This window comes from Bacillus sp. FSL M8-0063 (assembly GCF_038005545.1).
GTDB lineage: Bacteria > Bacillota > Bacilli > Bacillales > Bacillaceae_G > Bacillus_A > Bacillus_A wiedmannii.
Map to the genome: position 1 here is coordinate 353845 of NZ_JBBOTJ010000002.1, position 18579 is coordinate 372423.

General features: G+C 34.8%; 10 protein-coding genes and 1 pseudogene. 5 read left to right on the forward strand and 6 right to left on the reverse strand.

Annotation, left to right across the window (positions count from 1 at the left end):
* Positions 1-52 precede the first annotated feature (52 nt).
* The 4 genes from MKX31_RS24335 to map all read right to left on the reverse strand — a co-directional run bounded on the left by MKX31_RS24335 (position 53) and on the right by map (position 13453).
* On the reverse strand, positions 53-427 hold the full coding sequence (locus MKX31_RS24335; RefSeq protein WP_000738235.1) for a hypothetical protein: 375 nt from the start codon (positions 425-427) through the stop codon (positions 53-55).
* Positions 428-574: 147 nt separating this feature from the next.
* A complete protein-coding gene (locus MKX31_RS24340) occupies positions 575-1975 on the reverse strand; it encodes a M28 family metallopeptidase (RefSeq protein WP_340981613.1) in 1401 nt (466 codons plus the stop codon).
* A gap of 487 nt (positions 1976-2462) precedes the next feature.
* Positions 2463-11879, reverse strand: a complete 9417-nt coding sequence (locus MKX31_RS24345; RefSeq protein ID WP_340981614.1) for a SpaA isopeptide-forming pilin-related protein — start codon at positions 11877-11879, stop codon at positions 2463-2465.
* A gap of 779 nt (positions 11880-12658) precedes the next feature.
* Complete coding sequence (gene map, locus MKX31_RS24350; RefSeq protein ID WP_002096176.1) at positions 12659-13453, reverse strand: type I methionyl aminopeptidase; 795 nt, start codon at positions 13451-13453, stop codon at positions 12659-12661.
* Between the two features lie 157 nt (positions 13454-13610).
* On the opposite strand from map, the gene MKX31_RS24355 reads away from it, so the two are divergent.
* Genes MKX31_RS24355 through MKX31_RS24370 form a run of 4 tightly spaced genes read left to right on the forward strand, consistent with a single transcriptional unit; the run spans position 13611 to position 16968 of the window.
* Positions 13611-14513 carry an ABC transporter ATP-binding protein gene (locus MKX31_RS24355; RefSeq protein WP_098101714.1) on the forward strand — a complete coding sequence of 301 codons (903 nt, stop codon included), beginning with the start codon at positions 13611-13613 and terminating at the stop codon, positions 14511-14513.
* Positions 14510-15244 carry an ABC transporter permease gene (locus MKX31_RS24360; protein WP_064476087.1) on the forward strand — a complete coding sequence of 245 codons (735 nt, stop codon included), beginning with the start codon at positions 14510-14512 and terminating at the stop codon, positions 15242-15244. Before MKX31_RS24355 ends, MKX31_RS24360 begins: the two co-directional genes overlap by 4 nt.
* Positions 15245-16369 carry a sensor histidine kinase gene (locus MKX31_RS24365; protein WP_064476088.1) on the forward strand — a complete coding sequence of 375 codons (1125 nt, stop codon included), beginning with the start codon at positions 15245-15247 and terminating at the stop codon, positions 16367-16369.
* Complete coding sequence (locus MKX31_RS24370) at positions 16366-16968, forward strand: response regulator transcription factor (protein WP_098101712.1); 603 nt, start codon at positions 16366-16368, stop codon at positions 16966-16968. The genes MKX31_RS24365 and MKX31_RS24370 overlap by 4 nt, the downstream gene beginning before the upstream one ends.
* A gap of 12 nt (positions 16969-16980) precedes the next feature.
* On the opposite strand, the pseudogene MKX31_RS24375 reads toward MKX31_RS24370, so the two are convergent.
* Both MKX31_RS24375 and MKX31_RS24380 read right to left on the reverse strand, forming a co-directional pair.
* Positions 16981-17298: pseudogene (locus tag MKX31_RS24375) on the reverse strand (bacillolysin).
* A gap of 56 nt (positions 17299-17354) precedes the next feature.
* The gene (locus tag MKX31_RS24380; RefSeq protein WP_306461235.1) at positions 17355-17525 is read right to left on the reverse strand and encodes a hypothetical protein; all 171 of its coding nucleotides are present in this window, start codon (positions 17523-17525) and stop codon (positions 17355-17357) included.
* A 190-nt stretch (positions 17526-17715) separates the two neighbouring features.
* Between MKX31_RS24380 and plcR the strand changes: the two genes are divergently transcribed.
* Complete coding sequence (plcR, locus tag MKX31_RS24385; RefSeq protein WP_098101711.1) at positions 17716-18573, forward strand: transcriptional regulator PlcR; 858 nt, start codon at positions 17716-17718, stop codon at positions 18571-18573.
* Positions 18574-18579: the final 6 nt, after the last annotated feature.

Here is an 18579-nt window from a genome sequence, read left to right on the forward strand (position 1 = left end):
AACTAATAATCAGTGGTGGATGAAGAAAACCCCCACTGATTAAAGTTTCACTTTATTGGATTGTATACGTAACGGAAAAGCTAACAGGACTATAGTAAACGAAAGGTGCATGAAATTGAACATACATATTTCCATCTGTTTTTGCAGTGAAAATTCGGCCGTAACCATCAGAATAGCGTCCAATAAGGTTATGATTTGAGTCATAAACACTGTAACTAGGAGTTTTACTGTTAGGTTGAATTGTTAGTTCCTGTCCTTTTTGAAGGAAAATAGGTTCTTGTTCAGAACTACTTCCAGTTTGCAAAGAATAAAATTTTGTAAAGCTTTGTTCTTGAGTGGCAGCAGCGACTTTTGTTTCAGGAATAAAAGCGGTAGCGCCAGTAATTCCTGCTAAAGTTAAAGCACTGGCTAAAATCATTTTTTTCATAGTAGAAAAGGCCTCCTTATTAGTTGTAATCATTTTTGTTACACTTAATATTGTATAGGATAATGAGCAGGAGGGAATATGCTTTTATGCATATATATATTTTCTCAATAAAAGACCACTGATAAAAATCAGTGGTCTTTTAAATGATTAAGCAGCTTTCTGTTCAGTTTGAGCAACAGATTTTTGAAGTGTATTATAAACTCCTGTCCCGATAACTTCTAATACCATTTTCATACGTTCAGGCGAAATGTTTTCTAACACATTATCTTGAGGCGTATGGTATACCTTCTCAATATGATAGATTAATGGATTCCAACTATCGACACCCATCCAAATAAATAGGGCGGCAGGAATACCAACTTCAGCAAATGGTACGTGATCACTAGAGCCGAATTTACCTTGTAGTATGAGGTCATTATTTAATTGTTTACCTGCTTGTAAGGCTGCGTCTGTTACAAGGTTTGGAGAACCGTTAGGCGTCATAGCATATAAATTCTTTGCTTTATCGTAATTTGTTGCAACCATGTCTGCGTTAAAGACACCTAAAATTCGATCGCGTTCTTTTTGGGATAGACTATTAACGTAATAATCGGAGCCAAGTAAGCCAGTCTCTTCAGAACCGAAAGCAATAAAACGAATTTCTTTATCAGTTTCTACATTTTGAAAAGCACGAGCCAGTTCTAATACTAATCCTGTACCAGAAGCATTATCGTTTGCTCCAGGTGCTCCAACGACACTATCATAGTGCGAACTTACAACGACAGCTTTTTCATTACCTTTGCTGTTTTTTGGTTTCTTTTTAGCGATGACATTAAGTGATGTTAAGCTAGATTCATGTCTCGCTTTTAGAGAAAGAAGAGTGGTCCCTTTTTTAGTGATTTCCTCTTTAAATGCATTTCCTTGCGCATAAGCAAGACCAAAGACAGGGATAGACTGCTTTTTCGTTAGGCGGGGATTGAAGGTTTGTCCATAATTTCCACGTCCGCCAATTAAACTGTATAAAAGGACACCTTTTGCTCCTTTGCTAACAGCATTTTCAACTTGTTTATTATAGTCTGCGACTGTTATTCCTCTTTCAAACAGAACAATTTTTCCGTTTACTTCATTTGGGATATCCTCTAATTTTGTTCCACCTTGAACAAAGATAAGAGGAGCTGTAACAGCTTCTGTAGAAATTAGTGCGTTAGGGGCAGCGCCGACTTGCCAATTACGTTTTGTGGATAATGGTGATTCAATAAATCCAACGTATTGATCCGGCACTTGAAATGGTTGATATTCTACTTCATAGCCCATTGATTTAAGCTGCATACCAACGTAGCGAGAAGCCCATTCTTCTGATTTCGTCCCACCAGGGCGAGGACCAATTGTTTCGGATAAGAAACGGATGTGTTCGATGGCGCGGCTTGCATCAACTTGTTTTGTGATAGGTGAAGTCTGTGTGATTTCTGACGTGGAATCAGCTTTGGCTTGTCCAATTGGAGCTAAGCTAACAGCGAGTGATACAGCAAGCAAAGAGCTTACTATTTTTTGTTTCAAAGATTTTTTCATTTTTCCTCTCCTATTCTTCTATTCTCTCTGACTGACAAAAGAAGACGGATAATGACTTTATTTTATCTTTATCTTCTTTGTTTTTCAATATTCTGACATTGATAAATAAAAAACTCTATATGCATATTTGCATATTTTTGACGGAGATATGTATGCTATCATTTTAAATGAAGGTTCGCTTTCTGATTGGAAAGCTCCTACATTGCATGAATCTAGTGTACCCAAACTTTAGATTATGTAGAGAAAAGAATCCTATAGGGTTTCTTTTCTCATGTTTGAATCATGTGATGATAAATATGTTTCCGCATTTCATACTTATTATCAGTGATATATGTAAGGCATCCATATGAAAATACGAGGCTGTTCAAAGGTTTTCCGTACTTTTGGGCAGCCTCACCCCGTTAAAAGGACGATACTCTATGTATCGTCCTTTTTTGCATAAAAAAACACCTAATCAAATGTTCATTTGATTAGGTGTGAAAAACTATTAATAATATTTTTTTCGTTTTGTAGCTAAAATACTTAACAAACCAGCTAGTAGAAGTAAGATGCCTACTGTTTGAGTAGGATCATTTTTGTGACCTGTATTTGGAAGTTCTTTACCCTTATTTCGGTCATCTTGCTGTTTGTTTATTTGTGTTTCAGGGTTTTCTTTTTCTAGTTCTTCAGAAGTTCCTTTACCATGTGTGTCAGGATTTCCTTTTTCTAGTTCTTCGGAAGTTTCTTTACCATGTGTGTCAGGATTTCCTTTTTCTAGTTCTTCAGAAGTTTCTTTACCTGTTTCCTCTTCTTTATTAGGAGGAGTAATCGGTTTATCATCTCCACCTGATGAAGAATCGATTTTTTTATTTGAAACTGTAATTTGTAGTGGTGTAGCTTGAGCTTTTTCAATTGTAAAGTTTATTGGTGATGCATTTAATTGATAGCCTGTAGGAGCCTTTGTTTCCACTAATTGATAATTACCAGGTTTCAAATCATTTACGATTAATTTACCATGCCCGTCTGTTTGTAGACCTTCTCGTACTACTTTTCCGTCGTGATCTAAAATATTGAAAATGGCACCTTCAAGTGTTCCATGGTGATCAATATCAATTTTAGTTAACTCCATTGAACCTGTTGTTAAACTATTTAAAGCTGTAACAGAAGTAACTTGAGATTGTCCTTTCGTAATTGTGAAAGGAATTGGCTTAGCACTTAAATCGTATCCAGTAGGGGCTTTCGTTTCAATAAACTGATAGTCCCCAGGACGTAAATCAGAAACAGAAATTTTTCCATCTTTATCAGTAGTTAAATTAGAACGAACGTCGTGCCCGTTCATATCGACGATTTTAAATACTGCATCTTTAAGGACCGAACCGTCAACGTCATCCACTTTAGAAAGTTCAACCGCGCCTTTCGTTAAGCTATTCGTAGCAGTAACGGAAGCGATTTTTTCTTGTCCTTTTTTAACTGTGAACTTAATAGGTGTTTCGTTTAAGTCATAGTGATTAGGAGCCTTTGTTTCGATAAACTCATAGTCTCCTGGTGGTAATTCATCCACAACTAAACGGCCGTTTTTATCAGTAGTTAAATCAGTACGGACGTCGTGTCCATCCTTATTAACAATTTTAAATACTGCACCTTCAAGTGTTGTGTTTTCTTCAATATCGTCAACTTTAATTAACTCCACACTACCTTTCGTTAAGCTGTTAGTAGCTGTAACGAAGACATGTTTTGTTTGACTTCTTTCAATTGTGAACTTAATTGGATCTTCATTTAATTCATAATGTTTCGGAGCTTTCGTTTCAATAAATTGATAGTCTCCAGGTTGTAAGTCTTTAGCGATGATTTTTCCGTCTTTATTGGTAACTAAATTCGTACGAATGTCGTTACCGTTCATATCAGTAATTTTAAATACCGCACCTTCCAGCGTTTCTTTCGCATCTAAAGAGTCAACTTTCGTTAATTCCACGCCACCCTTAGTTAAGCCATTTTTAGCAGTAACAGAAATATGAGTTGGCTGGCTTTTCTCGATAGTGAAAGGAATCGGCTTTTTATTTAAATCATAATCTTTTGGAGCTTTCGTTTCAACGAATTGATAATCTCCTGGACGTAAATTAAAAGCAGAAACTGTCCCGTCTTTATCAGTAGTTAAATCCGTGCGAACAACTTTACCTTTCGCATCAATGATGTTAAATACCGCATCAGAAAGTTTTGTGTCTGGATTTATATCATCAACTTTAATTAACTCTACCGCACCTTCAATTAAGCTGTTAGTGGCAGTGACTTGTAGCTTCTCTGCTTGGCTTTTCTTAATTGTAAATTTAAGCGGTGTACTGTCTAATTTATAATGTTCAGGAGCTTTCGTTTCAATAAACTGATAGTCCCCTGGACGTAAATCAGGAACAGAGATTTTTCCATGTACATCTGTTGTAAGCTCAGTGCGAATGTCATTACCATTCATATCAGTAATTTTAAATATCGCATCTTTAAGAGCGGTACCATCAACATCATCCACTTTAGAAAGCTCCACAGTGCCTTTCGTTAAGCTATTTGTAGCTGTAACAGAGATAGGCTCAGCTTGGCTCTTTGTGATTGTGAATGGAATTGGCTCTTTGTTTAAATCGTAGTGTTTCGGAGCCGTTGTCTCGATGAATTGATAATCACCCGGACGTAAGTCAGAAACGCTAATTTTACCTCTTGAATTTGTAGTAAGCTTCTCGCGAATTACAGTACCCTTCATATCAACAATGTTAAATACTGCGCCTTCAAGAGTAGTACCATCGACGTCGTCCACTTTAGTAAGGTCCACGCCGCCTTTTGTTAAACTATTTTTCATAGTAATAGTAGCAATATCTTTCTGGCTTTTTTCAACTGTAACTACAATTGGCTTTTTGTCTAAATCATAATGTTTAGGAGCCGTTGTTTCGACAAATTGATACGTACCAGGACGTAAGTTTTCAACAATGATTTTTCCTTCACTGTTCGTTTTTAAATCCGTTTTAAGTACTTTCCCGTTTTGATCTAGTAAATTAAACACAGCATCGGCAAGTTTTGTTTGATTGTTTAAATCATCAACTTTAATTAATTCGATACTACCTTGTTTTAAACTATTTTTAGCAGTTAAAGAAATAGTTTTTTTCTGTCCTTTTTCAATAGTGAAATTGATTGGTGTTTCATCTAAAACGTAATGCTTAGGAGCTTTCGTTTCGATGAATTGGTAATCACCAGGACGTAGGCCGTTAATTTCGATCTTCCCTTTACCATTTGTAACAAGGCCTTTATGAATTACAGTACCCTTCATATCAACAATGTTAAATACTGCGCCTTCAAGTTTAGTGTCATCGATGTCATCTACTTTAGAAAGTTCCACTGCACCTTTTGTTAGAGCGTTTTTAGCCGTAACGTGAAGAGTTTCAGTTTGGCTTTTCTTAATTGTAAATTCAATCGGTGTTTTATCTAAATCGTAATGTTCAGGAGCAATTGTTTCAACGAATTGATACGTACCAGGACGTAGATTTTCAACAACAATTTTACCTTCATCATTTGTTTTTAAGCCTTCTTCAACTAGCTCTCCGTCTGCATCTAATAAATTAAATACGGCGTTAGCAAGTTTTGTATTTATATCAATATCGTCAATCTTTGTTAGTTCAACGCTACCTTTTTTCAAAGCATTTTTACCTGTAACATTGATCTCTTTCGTTTGACTTCTTTCAATTGTAAATGGAATTTGTGTTTCTTCTAATACATAGTGCTCAGGAGCTTTTGTTTCAATGAACTGATAGTCTCCAGGGCGTAAATCAGAAACAGAAATTTTTCCATTTTTATCTGTAACAAGATTCGTATGAACTTCCTTACCGTCCATATCAACAATCTTAAAGATTGCACCTTCGAGCATCGTACGATCGATGTCATCGATTTTTGTTAATGTTACTGCACCTTTCTTTAAACTGTTAGTAGCAGTAACAGTAATATTCTCTTTTTGACTTTTTTCGATAGTGAACGGAATAGGCTCTTTGCTTAAGGTATAGTCTTTGGGAGCTTTTACTTCAACAAATTGATAGTCTCCAGGACGTAAATCAGAAGCAGTAATTTTACCGTTTTTATCAGTCGTTAAACCTTTGCGAATTACCTTTTTAGTATCATGAGCGTCAACGATTATAAATTCTGCACCTTCAAGAGTAGTGCCATCAACATCATCAACTTTTGTTAAAGTGACGCCACCTGTAAGTAAACTGTTTTTTACAGTAACAGGGATAGGAAGATCTTCCTTACTACCTTTTTTAATTGTGAACTTAATAGGTGTTTGATCTAATTTATAATGTTCAGGAGCTTTCACTTCAATAAATTGATAATCACCTGGTGCTAAATCAGGGATGACTAATACTCCGTGTGCATCTGTTGTTAAATCTTTCATAATTTCTTTGCCAGTTGCGTCTTGTAATGTGAATACAGCGCCAGCAAGAGCTTTCGCGCTCTCCACGTCATCTTCTTTAATTAATTTGACCTTTCCTTTCGTCAAACTATTTTTGAAAGTAATAGGGATGAGTTTTTGTTGACTCTTTTCAATCGTAAATTCGATTGGCTCTTCATTTACATCGTAATAAGTAGGAGCCTTCGTCTCGATTAGCTTATAATTACCCGGACGTAAGTCTTGTACTACTAATTTACCGTCTTTATTAGTAGTAAGTTCCGTACGAACATCCTCACCTTTGTCATTAACAATTTTAAATACTGCACCTTCAATGGTTTCCTTAGCATTTACAGAATCAACTTTTGTTAATTCAATACCGCCTTTTATTAAGCTATTAGTAGCTGTAACGTTAATAGCAGTCGATTGGCTCTCCTTAATTGTAAATTCAATCGGTGTTTTATTTAAGGTATAATGCTCAGGAGCTTTCATTTCGATAAATTTATAGTTACCTGGGCGTAAACCAGTAGCAATAATTTTACCTTCCTGATTCGTAACTAATTCTGTACGGACATCTTCATTTTTGTTATTAACAATTTTGAATACGGCACCTATAAGTGCAGTGCCATCAGTATCATCGAGTTTTGTTAGTTCAACATCGCCTGGTAATAGACCATTTTCAGCTGTAATAACAATCGGTGTTTTTTGACCTTTCTCAATTGTAAATTCAATTGGTGTTGATCGCAGTTCATAATGTTCAGGAGCTTTCGTTTCAATAAATTTGTATTTGCCTGGACGTAAGTCAGAAGCTTTAACAGTTCCGTTTGTATCGGTAGTTAATTCTGTACGAACGTCTTCGTTCTTATCATTCACGATTTTGAACATAGCTCCAGCAAGAAGAGTCTTTTTATCAAATTCGTCGACTTTTAATAGCTCAACAGCACCTGTTGTTAAACTGTTTTTTGCAGTAATTGAGATAATGCTTGTTTGACTTTTCTCAATTGTAAACGGAATTGGTTCTTTATTTAAGTCATAGTATTTAGGTGGTGTTGTTTCAATAAATTGATAATCACCAGGATCTAAATCTTTAACGGTCAAAGTTCCATCTTTTTCTGTTTTTAAGTTTGTACGGACATCTTCATTTTTGTCGTTAACAATTTTGAATACCGCACCTTCAAGGGAAGTGCCATCAATATCATCCACTTTTGTTAACGTAACGCCACCTTTAATTAAAGCGTTTTTTGCTGTAATAGAAGCGGCTGTAGTTTGGCTTTTTTCTATTTCAAATAGAATAGGCGTTTTGTCTAATTCATAATGCTCAGGAGCTTTTGTTTCGACAAACTGGTATTTACCCGGACGTAAATCTTTTGCTTCTATTTGCCCATGTTCATTTGTTGTTAATTTCTCATATCCAGGAATATTTTTTCCGTTGCGATCCTGAACAGTAAACTCTGCCCCTGCTAAAGTTTTATTATAATTATCCACTTTTGTTAAAAGAGCAGATCCTTTAGTTAAAGTATTTGTCGCAGTTCGGTTTACTACTGTTGTTTGATCTTCAGAGATAGTAAACGGAATAAGTTTACTATCTAATTGATAATGCTCAGGAGCCTTCGTTTCTTGTAAGTAGTAAGTTCCTGGTTTTAGTTTATCTATAATAATTTGTCCGTTATTATTTGTTGTTAATTCTTCATGTTCTGGAATTACTTTTTTGTCTTTATCTAGTAGTGTGAAAACGGCGCCTTGTAGTGTTGCGTTTTTGTTCAGGTCATCAGATTTTGTTAAAACTACTTTCCCGACAAACTTCTTATTTGCAAGTTTATATGTTGTAGTCTCTTGTGTACCAAGTTCAACAATTTTCCCTTGTTTTAAATCCCAGCTAATTACATAGCCTTCAGGAGCCTTTGTTTCTTTTAATAAATATTTATCGCGTTTTAAATTATTAAATTTAGCGATACCGTCTTTGTCTGTTGTAATTTTACGGATAACAGTTTTACCTGTACGATCGTATAAAGTAAATTCTGTCCCAGCTAATAGTACGTTCTTATTGTCGTTATCTACCTTTATAATTTCAAGGTTTCCACGACCTTTGGTAGCAGATCCTCCGCCTGAACCAGAAGACATTCTCACTTCAATCGTTTCAGTAGTTTCTGTGTTTTTAACTGTCAACTTATTGCCTGTGATTTTCGCTTTATTACTTACTTTCTCTTTATCGTCTGCATTAATAAGTGAGCGATATTCTAAAATATAAGCTCGATCAATTTTTTTCAAGAAGGCAATTTCGAAATGTTGCTTTCCAGTATTATTGTCTGTTGTTATTTTGAGTTTATAGTCTGTTCCTTCTTTTAATTCGTTTACTGTATCTTTTGTTAAATTTCCATATGGATCAACAGTTGTAGGATATAAGTGGAATGAATCTTCTACAATTACCTGATTTTCGGTTGGGTCATCTGTTACAACCGCATCTGCAATGGTTGATTGGCTTTCGTTAATTGCGATACTCCAATTAATATAGTTGTCGTCTTGCACAGCTTTTTTAGTAACGAAGCTGCCACCTTTATTTACTTGAGTGTCACCTGTAAGGGTGTTAACAATTTTAGAGCCATCTTTTAAATCTGCCTCGTTTTTGTAGGTGCCTTGGATAAGTTCACCATCAAGGCTTGTTTTAAAGATAATATAGTAAGGTGAATTAATTGATTGTTTGAAATGAACCTTTAGGGTGTTTTTATTTTTCTCTGTAGGTTCTTCAAGTTCATATTTCTCAGTTGGTACAGCATTACCAGGTTGTGCATTATCAGGATTTCCATTTAAAATCATATCGCGCACTTCAATGGATCCAGGAACTAACTTTTGTTTATCTTGTATTACGTCTATAACATAAGGATCTTTAATCTCAACATTATTATAGTTAAAGCCTATTATCCAAGTAATTTCCTTCGTTTGGGCGTTATAAGAACCGTATTTATAACCATTTGCCTTTGTGAAAGTATCAGGATCGAAATTAGCTTCAACTTTATTTGATTGTGGCTTAGAATCCATATCTATCCAAGATAGGTTACCTGTATTTTTAAATGAAGTTTTACCACTTTCTAGCTTTGTATAATCAAAGTCTGTCGTATATTTTACGACTAGTGTCTTTGTCATATTAGACTGATATGTACCTATAAGAGTAATTTTGAAGCCTTTATCTGTTGCATCTAAAACATAGTCAGTCCCAGCTTGAAGGGTATAATTTCCGTCTTTAATTTCTAGTTTTTTATCTTTTAATTGTAATCCACCATGATCAAAGGTGTCCGTAATGATCGCGTTGTTTAATGGATAGTTGTTATTATTTACTATAATTGTCCAAGTTGTTGTTTTGTCTTTATAATTTGTTTCAGCTTTATTATTAGATTTAATAATATTTTGCTGCTTGAAGCTAGCTTCATTTTCTTTACTTGAATCATTATCAGCTGTAACTTTATTTTTTACTTTTCCATCTTCTATAACTTTATTAGTTGGCTTGGTTTTATAGGTAATAACATAAGCACTATTAATATCATCATTAAACTGTAAATCGAATCCATTCTTCTTGTTACTTACAGTGTAATTATTAACAGCGTCTCCTGTTACAAGCGTTCCCTTTTCATTATATGAAGCGTTTTTCACAACAATAGAATTTGCATCTAGTTCGTGTGTATCGTCAAAAATATCTTTTAAAATCGCATCTGCTTTTTTGATTTCTCTTTGATCACCATTGTAAGTAATTGTCCACTCAATTGTTTGCGTTTTTGGATCATATTTACTTGTTTTATTTAAGTGTGTACCACGAGAAACCGTTACAGTAGAGCTTGCGTTTTGTTGCTTTTGATTATCACTCGTTATCGTAACGTTATTTCGGAAACTTTTAATATTTTCATCAGTAATTTTTGTGGCATATTCGATTTGATATGCTCTATTGATAGAATCTTTAAAAGCAATCTCCAATTTTGATCCATCTGATGAAATAATATTGTAATCTGTTGGCTCAGCTTCTGTACCACGCGTTACATTCCCATTAACATCAACTTCTAAATAATAAACTTTAATAGAATCTTTATTTAAGCTTGTACCTTGTGGGATGTTATCTTTAAAAACAGCATTTTTAAGGGTGTCTTTCGTTTTGTTCATCTCTACTTTCCAATTAATTTCATTTGTATTAATTGGTCTATCAGGTAACCCTTTTTTATTCGTAGCTGTTTGTACATTAGGCTTAAAGTCAACTGTAATAGAAACATCCTTATCTTTAATTGGGAAAGGAATTTCTTGTGTTGTTGTACCTTTAATTTCAGCTTTATTAAATTCTGTCTTTAATTGTAGGTTACCAGCAACATCTGGATGCTCTTCAACATAATCGTTGAATGTCATCGTGACTTTTCCGTCTTTTGTAACAGTAAAATTACCAATTTGATTGTTTTCACTATCATATAAAGGACTGTTAATTGTATTGTAAATCTTAAAATGTTTAGGAAGATCAAAGATATAGTAATCTCCGCTTTTCACATTCATTGATTTTAAAAGCTCCCATGTAAATTCAATATTGGCAGGGGAATCTGTACTTGGACGGTTATCCTCTGTAAATGGTTTTCCGTCTTTATCCGTCAACTTTACACCGGTTAAAATGTTTGTTGTTATTTGCTTTGGACCTGAATTTGTATTTTCAGCAGGGTCGCTTGCTAGCTTTCGTTCTGGATTGTCAGTAGCAATTTTAGCTGCTGTGTTTTGTTCTGGATTATCAGTAACAGGTTTAGTTGCTGTGTTTTGTTCCGGATTATCAGTAACAGGTTTAGTTGCTGTGTTTTGTTCCGGATTGTCAGTAACAGGTTTAGTTGCTGTGTTTTGTTCCGGATTATCAGTAACAGGCTTAGTTGCTGGATCCTGCTCCGGATTGTCAGTAACAGGTTTAGCTACTGGATCTTGCGTTTGTTTATTAGTATCCTGTTTGGTGCCATCTTCTTTAGAGTCTTCTACCTGAACAGGAACTGATATAGGCTGAACCATTGTTCCTAAAGGAAAAGCGATTTGAACTGATTTTTCTCCAGTTTTTAAAGTTGAGTTAAACACGGTATCAACTTTAATTTTTCCTTTAGCGTCTTTCAAATTTTCTACTTGATCATTAAATATTAATTTTAATTTATTATCTTTAGCTGTTATAAAATATTGACCAATATTTTTTTGATCTGTTACTAAATCCCCTTGCAAATCTTTAGATACTTTTAATGCAAGTGGTATTTGAACTACTGCTGTATCATTTGCATGTGCAACTTGTTGATCCTTTATTGACCAAGCGTATTCTAATTGAATGGTTGATCCTATCTTTATTAAGTTGGTAGGATTTTTTGCTTCGTCAATAATATGATTCGTTGCATCTTTCATTTCAACAGTGTCAAATAAGGAATCTCCTGTTAAGGTTTCCGCTTTTACTTGATTGTATGGAAAACTAGCAAGTTGCGAAAATAGTACGAATACAATTAAACATACATTGAAAAGTTTTTTCATTTTTCCTCCTCTGAACATTCATTTGTCCATTGGGGACTTATTCCACACGAACAAATGGAATATTAAAAGTATTTGTTATAAGCTATTTGTTTTTGCTATCCCTCCGTTTCTATACGCGTTCTCAGACAAACTGGATTATGTTCAAAGTAATATTATTTAACGTAAAACAAAATGTATATTTACACAGTTATTTGGAAATATACACAATTCGACAAAAAATGTCGAAAAAAATACTGATATAAAGAATGATATCAGACCTTTATATGTGAGATAGTTTTCATGTATATCTAGTAAAAAAGAATGGTTATAAAGGTAAGTTTTACGATACATACTAACCAAGGTAGTGTATCCCCTTGTGAAGGCTTATTTTTGCCTTAAAGTTATGTGGAAATAAAAATCTAGATAGGGTTGTTTTTGGTCAGAATGAAGACAATATGTACTTTGAAAATAGTCATCTATTTTGTCTAAAGAGAGTTGTACGATTAGTGGACCGAAGTTGAAAGACGATAGTTTCTTACATTGTTAGAGGAATATAAGAATTACAGAATATTCGACTAATCCGTTACTACGGTCATTTTTGATACTGTTTAAACAATAAAAAAGAAGGTGTTTTCCTCCTTAGCTACAATATCTTTTTAGTAAAGATAAGCTGAAGTAACCTTCGCTAAAGATTATATACTTAAATGTTAAAGAGTTCAACAGCAGTTTAACAAATATTTTCCAAAAATTAAAAATGACCGTTTTAGTAGAAAAATTCTAAAAAACGGTCATTTTTAATTTTATATTTCTGTTAAGATTATCGGCTCGCCGCGCGTTACGACAACTGTATGTTCACATTGTGCAACAAGGCTTTTATCAGGTGTAACGAATGTCCAACCATCATCGCCACGTTCGATAATGTGATCAGCTTTCATAGAAATGAATGGTTCTACAGCGATAACAAGACCGTCTTTTAGAAGCGCATTATCCATTGGGTCAAAGTAGCTTAAAATGTGGTTTGGTGCTTCGTGTAAGCTAAGACCAATACCGTGACCAGTTAAGTTTTGAATCACATTATATCCATTTTTATGTGCAAAGTTTGAAACAGCACGACCAATTTGGTTTTGTTTGGAACCAGCTTTCACCTTTTTCATTGCTGCCCAAAATGCATCAACCGCTGCTTGGCAAAGCTTTTCTTTTGCTTCATCTTCTCCAAGTACAAATGAAATACCTGTATCTGCATAATAGCCATCAAGTGCAGCAGATACGTCGACATTTACTAAATCGCCTTCTTTTAATACGCGATCTCCTGGAATACCGTGAGCAACTTCTTCGTTTACACTAATACAAGTTACACCTGGGAAATCATATTCTTTTTCAGGTGCAGAAATAGCACCATGCTCATCTAATACTTTTTTACCGATCAAATCAAGCTCTTTCGTTGTCATACCTGGCTTCGCTTCTTTTTTCATTTCTTCACGTGCAAGTGCAACGATGCGGCCGATTTTTCGTAAGCCTTCTAAATCTTGTTCATTACGAATAATCATGAAAACCACTGTCCTTCCTCGAATATATATCTTACCCGATTGTATCATGTTTATTTTCGTCCTGCTACTCGCTTGCGGTATGTAGGTTGATTCCTCTCATAAGGAATACATGACAATTGTCATATCGATGTCATGACGCATCATACTGTTTCCTAAGTTTTCCAAAACATACAATGTAAATATAAGAAACAGCGGGGGTGGAGAGATGGAAAAGATTATAGAAGTAAATGGTGTTTCTAAAACATTTAAATATAAAAAGGCAGTAAATAACGTCTCATTTTATGTGAATAAAGGAGAAATTGTAGCACTACTTGGACCGAATGGTGCAGGGAAAACGACGACGATGTCGATGATGCTTGGATTAAAGGATCCGACGGAAGGAACTGTTTCTATATTTGGAAAGAGTCCCAAGCATAGAGATGTTCGTAATAGCCTCGGTGCGATGCTACAAGAAGTAAGTGTGATTGATAGTATTACAGTAGAAGAGGCAATTGAGTTATTCCGTAGTTATTATACGAATCCGGTAGCGAAAGAAACGTTGCTACAGTTATCAAATTTAAAATCGGAGCGAAAGCAAAGATGTGAGAAATTATCAGGTGGGCAAAAAAGAAGGTTAAACTTTGCACTTGCACTTGCAGGAAATCCTGATTTGTTATTTTTAGATGAGCCGACAGTTGGAATGGATATTACGTCTCGAAGAACGTTTTGGGAAACAATTCGAAAGTTAGCAAGTGAAGGAAAAACAATTATCTTAACAACGCACTATTTAGAAGAAGCGGATGCATTGGCGAATCGCATTTTATTATTTGCGAATGGAAAGATTATCGCAGATGGTACACCAGATGAGATGAAGGCGACGATTTCGCGAAAAACAATCAAGTTTTATTCCAAGGAAAGTATTCCTGCAAAATTACTAAAAGAATTACCAAACGTAACAGAAGTACAGTCAAACGCAGGGCACTTCACTTTAACAACTGAAGATACAGATGCAACTTTAAAAGCGATTTATCAAAAGAACTTACCTGTAACAGATGTTTCAGTTGAACGTGGAAGTCTTGATGAAGCATTTGAACAGTTTGTCGCAAATCAGGAGGAGGGAATCGCATGAGAGCTTTATGGATGCAATGCAAAATAGAAATTTTACGTACGTTTCGTAATAAATTGTTTATCTTTTTCTCATTACTAATGCCAGTTATGTTTTACTACATTTTCACAAATGTTATCCAAGTGCCACAAAACGGAGATGCTTGGAAAGCGCATTATTTAATCTCAATGGCGACATTTAGTATTGTAGGGACGGCACTTTTTAGTTTCGGTGTAAGGATTTCTCAGGAAAAGGGGCAAGGGTGGACACATTTGTTAAAAATTACACCACTTCCAGAGGGGGCATATATAACAGCCAAAATCATCGCTCAAACTGTAGTGAATGCTTTTTCAATCTTAGTTATCTTTATCGCAGGAATATTAATTAATCATGTCGAGTTAACAGTAGGGCAATGGGTTGGCGCTGGATTATGGTTGTTGTTAGGTGTAACACCATTTTTAGCGTTAGGAACAGTAATAGGTTCTATTAAAAAGGCAGATGCAGCAGCGGGTTTAGCGAATATTTTAAATATGAGTCTAGCTGTGATTGGCGGGCTATGGATGCCAATTGAAGTATTCCCAAAAATATTAAGAACGATTGGTGAATGGACACCAACATATCACTTCGGGAGCGGTGCATGGGATATTGTAGCTGGGAAATCAGTTGGTTGGGAAAATATCGCGGTATTAGGAGGTTATTTCCTTATATTTGTTGTAGTATCAATATATATAAGAAAAAGACAGGAAGCGGTATAAATGATAGAGAAGAAGAGGATTGAGATTTTTCCGAAACATATGGGTTTCTTCCCGTATATGTGGCTTGTGTATCTAGCATTCCCAATTTATGCACTTGTACAAGAGGAAGGTTCGAGGTTAATGTTTGGGGCTGGTATGCTAATACTGTTTATACTAGCATATCGGCAGTTGTATTTTGTTACAAAAATGTTTGCAATGTGGGCTTGTATGCAAATGATTATTGCTTTAGTATTTAGTTTTTTCTATAGCCCGTATCTTATTTTTTTATGCTTCTTTACATCAAACGCCATAGCGTTCGCACCGACGAAAAAAATATTTCGTATATTATTGGGCCTATTAGTTGTAACGCTTATAACATTTGTATATGGTGCGGGTTTTTCATTTACAAGCTTTATAAATACTGTCCCGATGCTTATTTTGATGCTTGTTGCGCCTTTTGGTATGCGTAATTTTAATCAAAAAAAGATATTAAGAAATCAATTAAACGAAGCAAACGAGCAAATTAAAGACTTAGTAAAACGTGAAGAACGGCAGCGGATTGCAAGAGATCTTCATGATACGTTAGGGCATACGTTATCACTCATTACTTTAAAAAGTCAGCTCGTGGAAAAGTTAATTGTAAAAAATCCGGAGCGTGCAAGTGTGGAAGCAAAGGAAATTACACAAACATCTCGTACCGCTTTAAAGCAGTTAAGGGAATTAATTTCTGATATGCGTATGATTACAGTGGAAGAAGAGCTTGAGCAAATAAAAGCGATCTTACAAGCTGCTACTATTGAATTAGCAATAAAACAAGAAACGAATGCAAGTTCGTTATCACCCATTGAACAAAATATTTTAGGAATGTGTTTACGTGAGGCGGTGACAAATGTTGTAAAGCATAGTCAGGCGACGCGTTGTACAGTTTCTGTACTAGAATCACAAGGTGAATTAATTTTGACAGTAGAAGATAATGGAATTGGTTTAGCGGATCAAAACCATGATGGAAATGGCATTCGTGGTATGAAAGAGCGCATCGCTCTTATTGATGGGTTTGTTGAACTGGGCACAATCAATCCAGGGACACTATTAATAGTAAAAGTACCAGTTGTCATTAGAACAGGAAAAGATGAGGTGAGGGCATGATTCGAATTATTATTGCAGAAGATCAGCGGATGCTTCGTGGTGCATTAGGGGCCCTACTTGATCTAGAAGATGATATTGAAGTAATTGGGCAAGCTGCCAATGGGGAAGAAGCGTTAAAACTAATTGAATCGCTACAACCTGATGTAAGCATTATGGATATTGAAATGCCAATTCAAACCGGATTAGATGTTGCGGAAACGTTACAGAAAGAAAAATCAGCATGCAAAGTAATGATTTTAACAACATTTGCACGCCCTGGATATTTTGAACGAGCAATGAAAGCTGGCGTGCACGGATATTTATTAAAAGATAGCCCAAGTGAAGATTTAGCTGCATCGATTCGTAATGTAATGAAAGGAAAGCGAGAGATCTCTCAAGATTTAATGTTCGGCTTATGGCAGGAGCAAAATCCGTTATCAGATCGTGAAAAAGAAGTATTGCTACTTGCGAAAGAAGGAAAGACGGCAAATGAAATTGCGAAGGCACTTTATCTTTCGCCTGGTACAGTACGTAATTATATTTCTGAAGTATTAACGAAGCTAGATGCGAAAAATAGAATTGAGGCAATTACAATTGCGGAAGAAAAGGGATGGATATGAAAAGAAGTTTACCTATGAGTGGTAAACTTCTTTTTTCTTATAAACAACGGTTTCGTTAGAGAATTCTGTCTCAGTCGCATCGCTCGGAATTTAAAGTATATCGCGTAATTTAGATTTTACTTCATTTTTCGACAAAAAATTTGTTATAGTAAGATTAGGTTGTTGGTCTAAACTTTGGACAACTTTACCACTAACAGTTGTAATTACTCCATTTTTATCTACTTTTACAATAAGATCTTGGCCATATACTTTATAATTTTTGTAAGTTTGTGCAAGGCGAACTTCGGTTTGATTTTCTTTTGTTTTTTTATTTGTAGGTTGAAAATCAATATTTTTTTCAGTTGTAACTTGCTCTTGTTGAGCTTTAGCCCCGTTTACCTCACCTTTTAAATATTTTTAGCAATATTCTCTTTCGAATCACTTTGAGGTTCTGTTAATTTTCCAATTGTTAAACCAGGCTGAGCAATTTCAACTTTTACTTCATTTCTGTCTAATTCTTGGGTGTGAATAGCTTCTGCAGATAAAGGATAAAGAAGACCGAATGTAAAGAAAAGCACGGGCAAGTTTTCTATAATTTATCTATAAAACTTTTAATCTATTATTGTATGTGAGATGAATTTTATGAAAAATTTGCCGAATTTTATATATATTATGCATTATTTCATATCAAAAATTGTCGAATTCACATTATTGTAGTGGTATGACAACTCAAAAAATTAGATTGTTATAATGGGATGGTGAGTAAGTATGCACGCAGAAAAACTAGGAAGTGAAATTAAAAAAATTAGGGTAATGAGGGGATTAACACAAAAACAGTTATCCGAGAACATATGTCATCAATCGGAAGTGAGCCGAATTGAATCGGGCGCAGTATACCCAAGTATGGATATATTGCAAGGTATTGCAGCAAAGTTACAAGTTCCCATTATTCATTTTTATGAGGTACTCATTTATTCTGATATTGAGAGGAATAAGCAGTTAAAAGATCGAATTATTATGCTTTGTAAGCAAAAGAAATATAAAGAAATTTATAATAAAGTATGGAATGAGTTGAAAAAGGAAGAATATCATCCCGAGCTTCAGCAATTTCTTCAATGGCAATATTATGTAGCTGCCTACATATTGAAAAAAATCGATTACGAATATTGTATTTTAGAATTAAAGAAATTGCTTAATCAACAATTGGCAGGGATAGATGTATATCAGAACCTTTATATTGAAAACGCAATTGCAAATATTTACGCTGAAAATGGCTATTTTAAGAAGAGTATTGAGTTATTTGAAAATATATTAAAACAATTAGAGGCATTACATGATAATAAAGAGTTTGATGTGAAGGTGAGACATAATCATGCAAAAGCATTATACTTAGACAATCAATACGAAGAAGCGCTTTGTCACGCAAATAAAGCCATTGAACTATCGTGCCAAATTAATAGTATGACATTGATTGGACAGTTATACTATCGAAAAGGTGAATGCCTAGAAAAGCTAGAGTGTGATAGAGCAGAAATTGAAGATGCTTACGAAAAAGCGTGCTTCTTTTTCGATATATTAGGAAACCATGCGTTAAAAGAATCAATTATAAAAAAAATGAAGAAATAAAAAATC

Bases quoted from the DNA above. Each gene is read 5' to 3' on its own strand.
- MKX31_RS24345 (WP_340981614.1), bottom strand. From the start codon at position 11,879: ATGAAAAAACTTTTCAATGTATGTTTAATTGTATTCGTACTATTTTCG.
- MKX31_RS24365 (WP_064476088.1), top strand. From the start codon at position 15,245: ATGATAGAGAAGAAGAGGATTGAGATTTTTCCGAAACATATGGGTTTC.
- MKX31_RS24360 (WP_064476087.1), top strand. From the start codon at position 14,510: ATGAGAGCTTTATGGATGCAATGCAAAATAGAAATTTTACGTACGTTT.
- MKX31_RS24355 (WP_098101714.1), top strand. From the start codon at position 13,611: ATGGAAAAGATTATAGAAGTAAATGGTGTTTCTAAAACATTTAAATAT.
- MKX31_RS24370 (WP_098101712.1), top strand. From the start codon at position 16,366: ATGATTCGAATTATTATTGCAGAAGATCAGCGGATGCTTCGTGGTGCA.
- map (WP_002096176.1), bottom strand. From the start codon at position 13,453: ATGATACAATCGGGTAAGATATATATTCGAGGAAGGACAGTGGTTTTC.
- plcR (WP_098101711.1), top strand. From the start codon at position 17,716: ATGCACGCAGAAAAACTAGGAAGTGAAATTAAAAAAATTAGGGTAATG.
- MKX31_RS24340 (WP_340981613.1), bottom strand. From the start codon at position 1,975: ATGAAAAAATCTTTGAAACAAAAAATAGTAAGCTCTTTGCTTGCTGTA.
- MKX31_RS24335 (WP_000738235.1), bottom strand. From the start codon at position 427: ATGAAAAAAATGATTTTAGCCAGTGCTTTAACTTTAGCAGGAATTACT.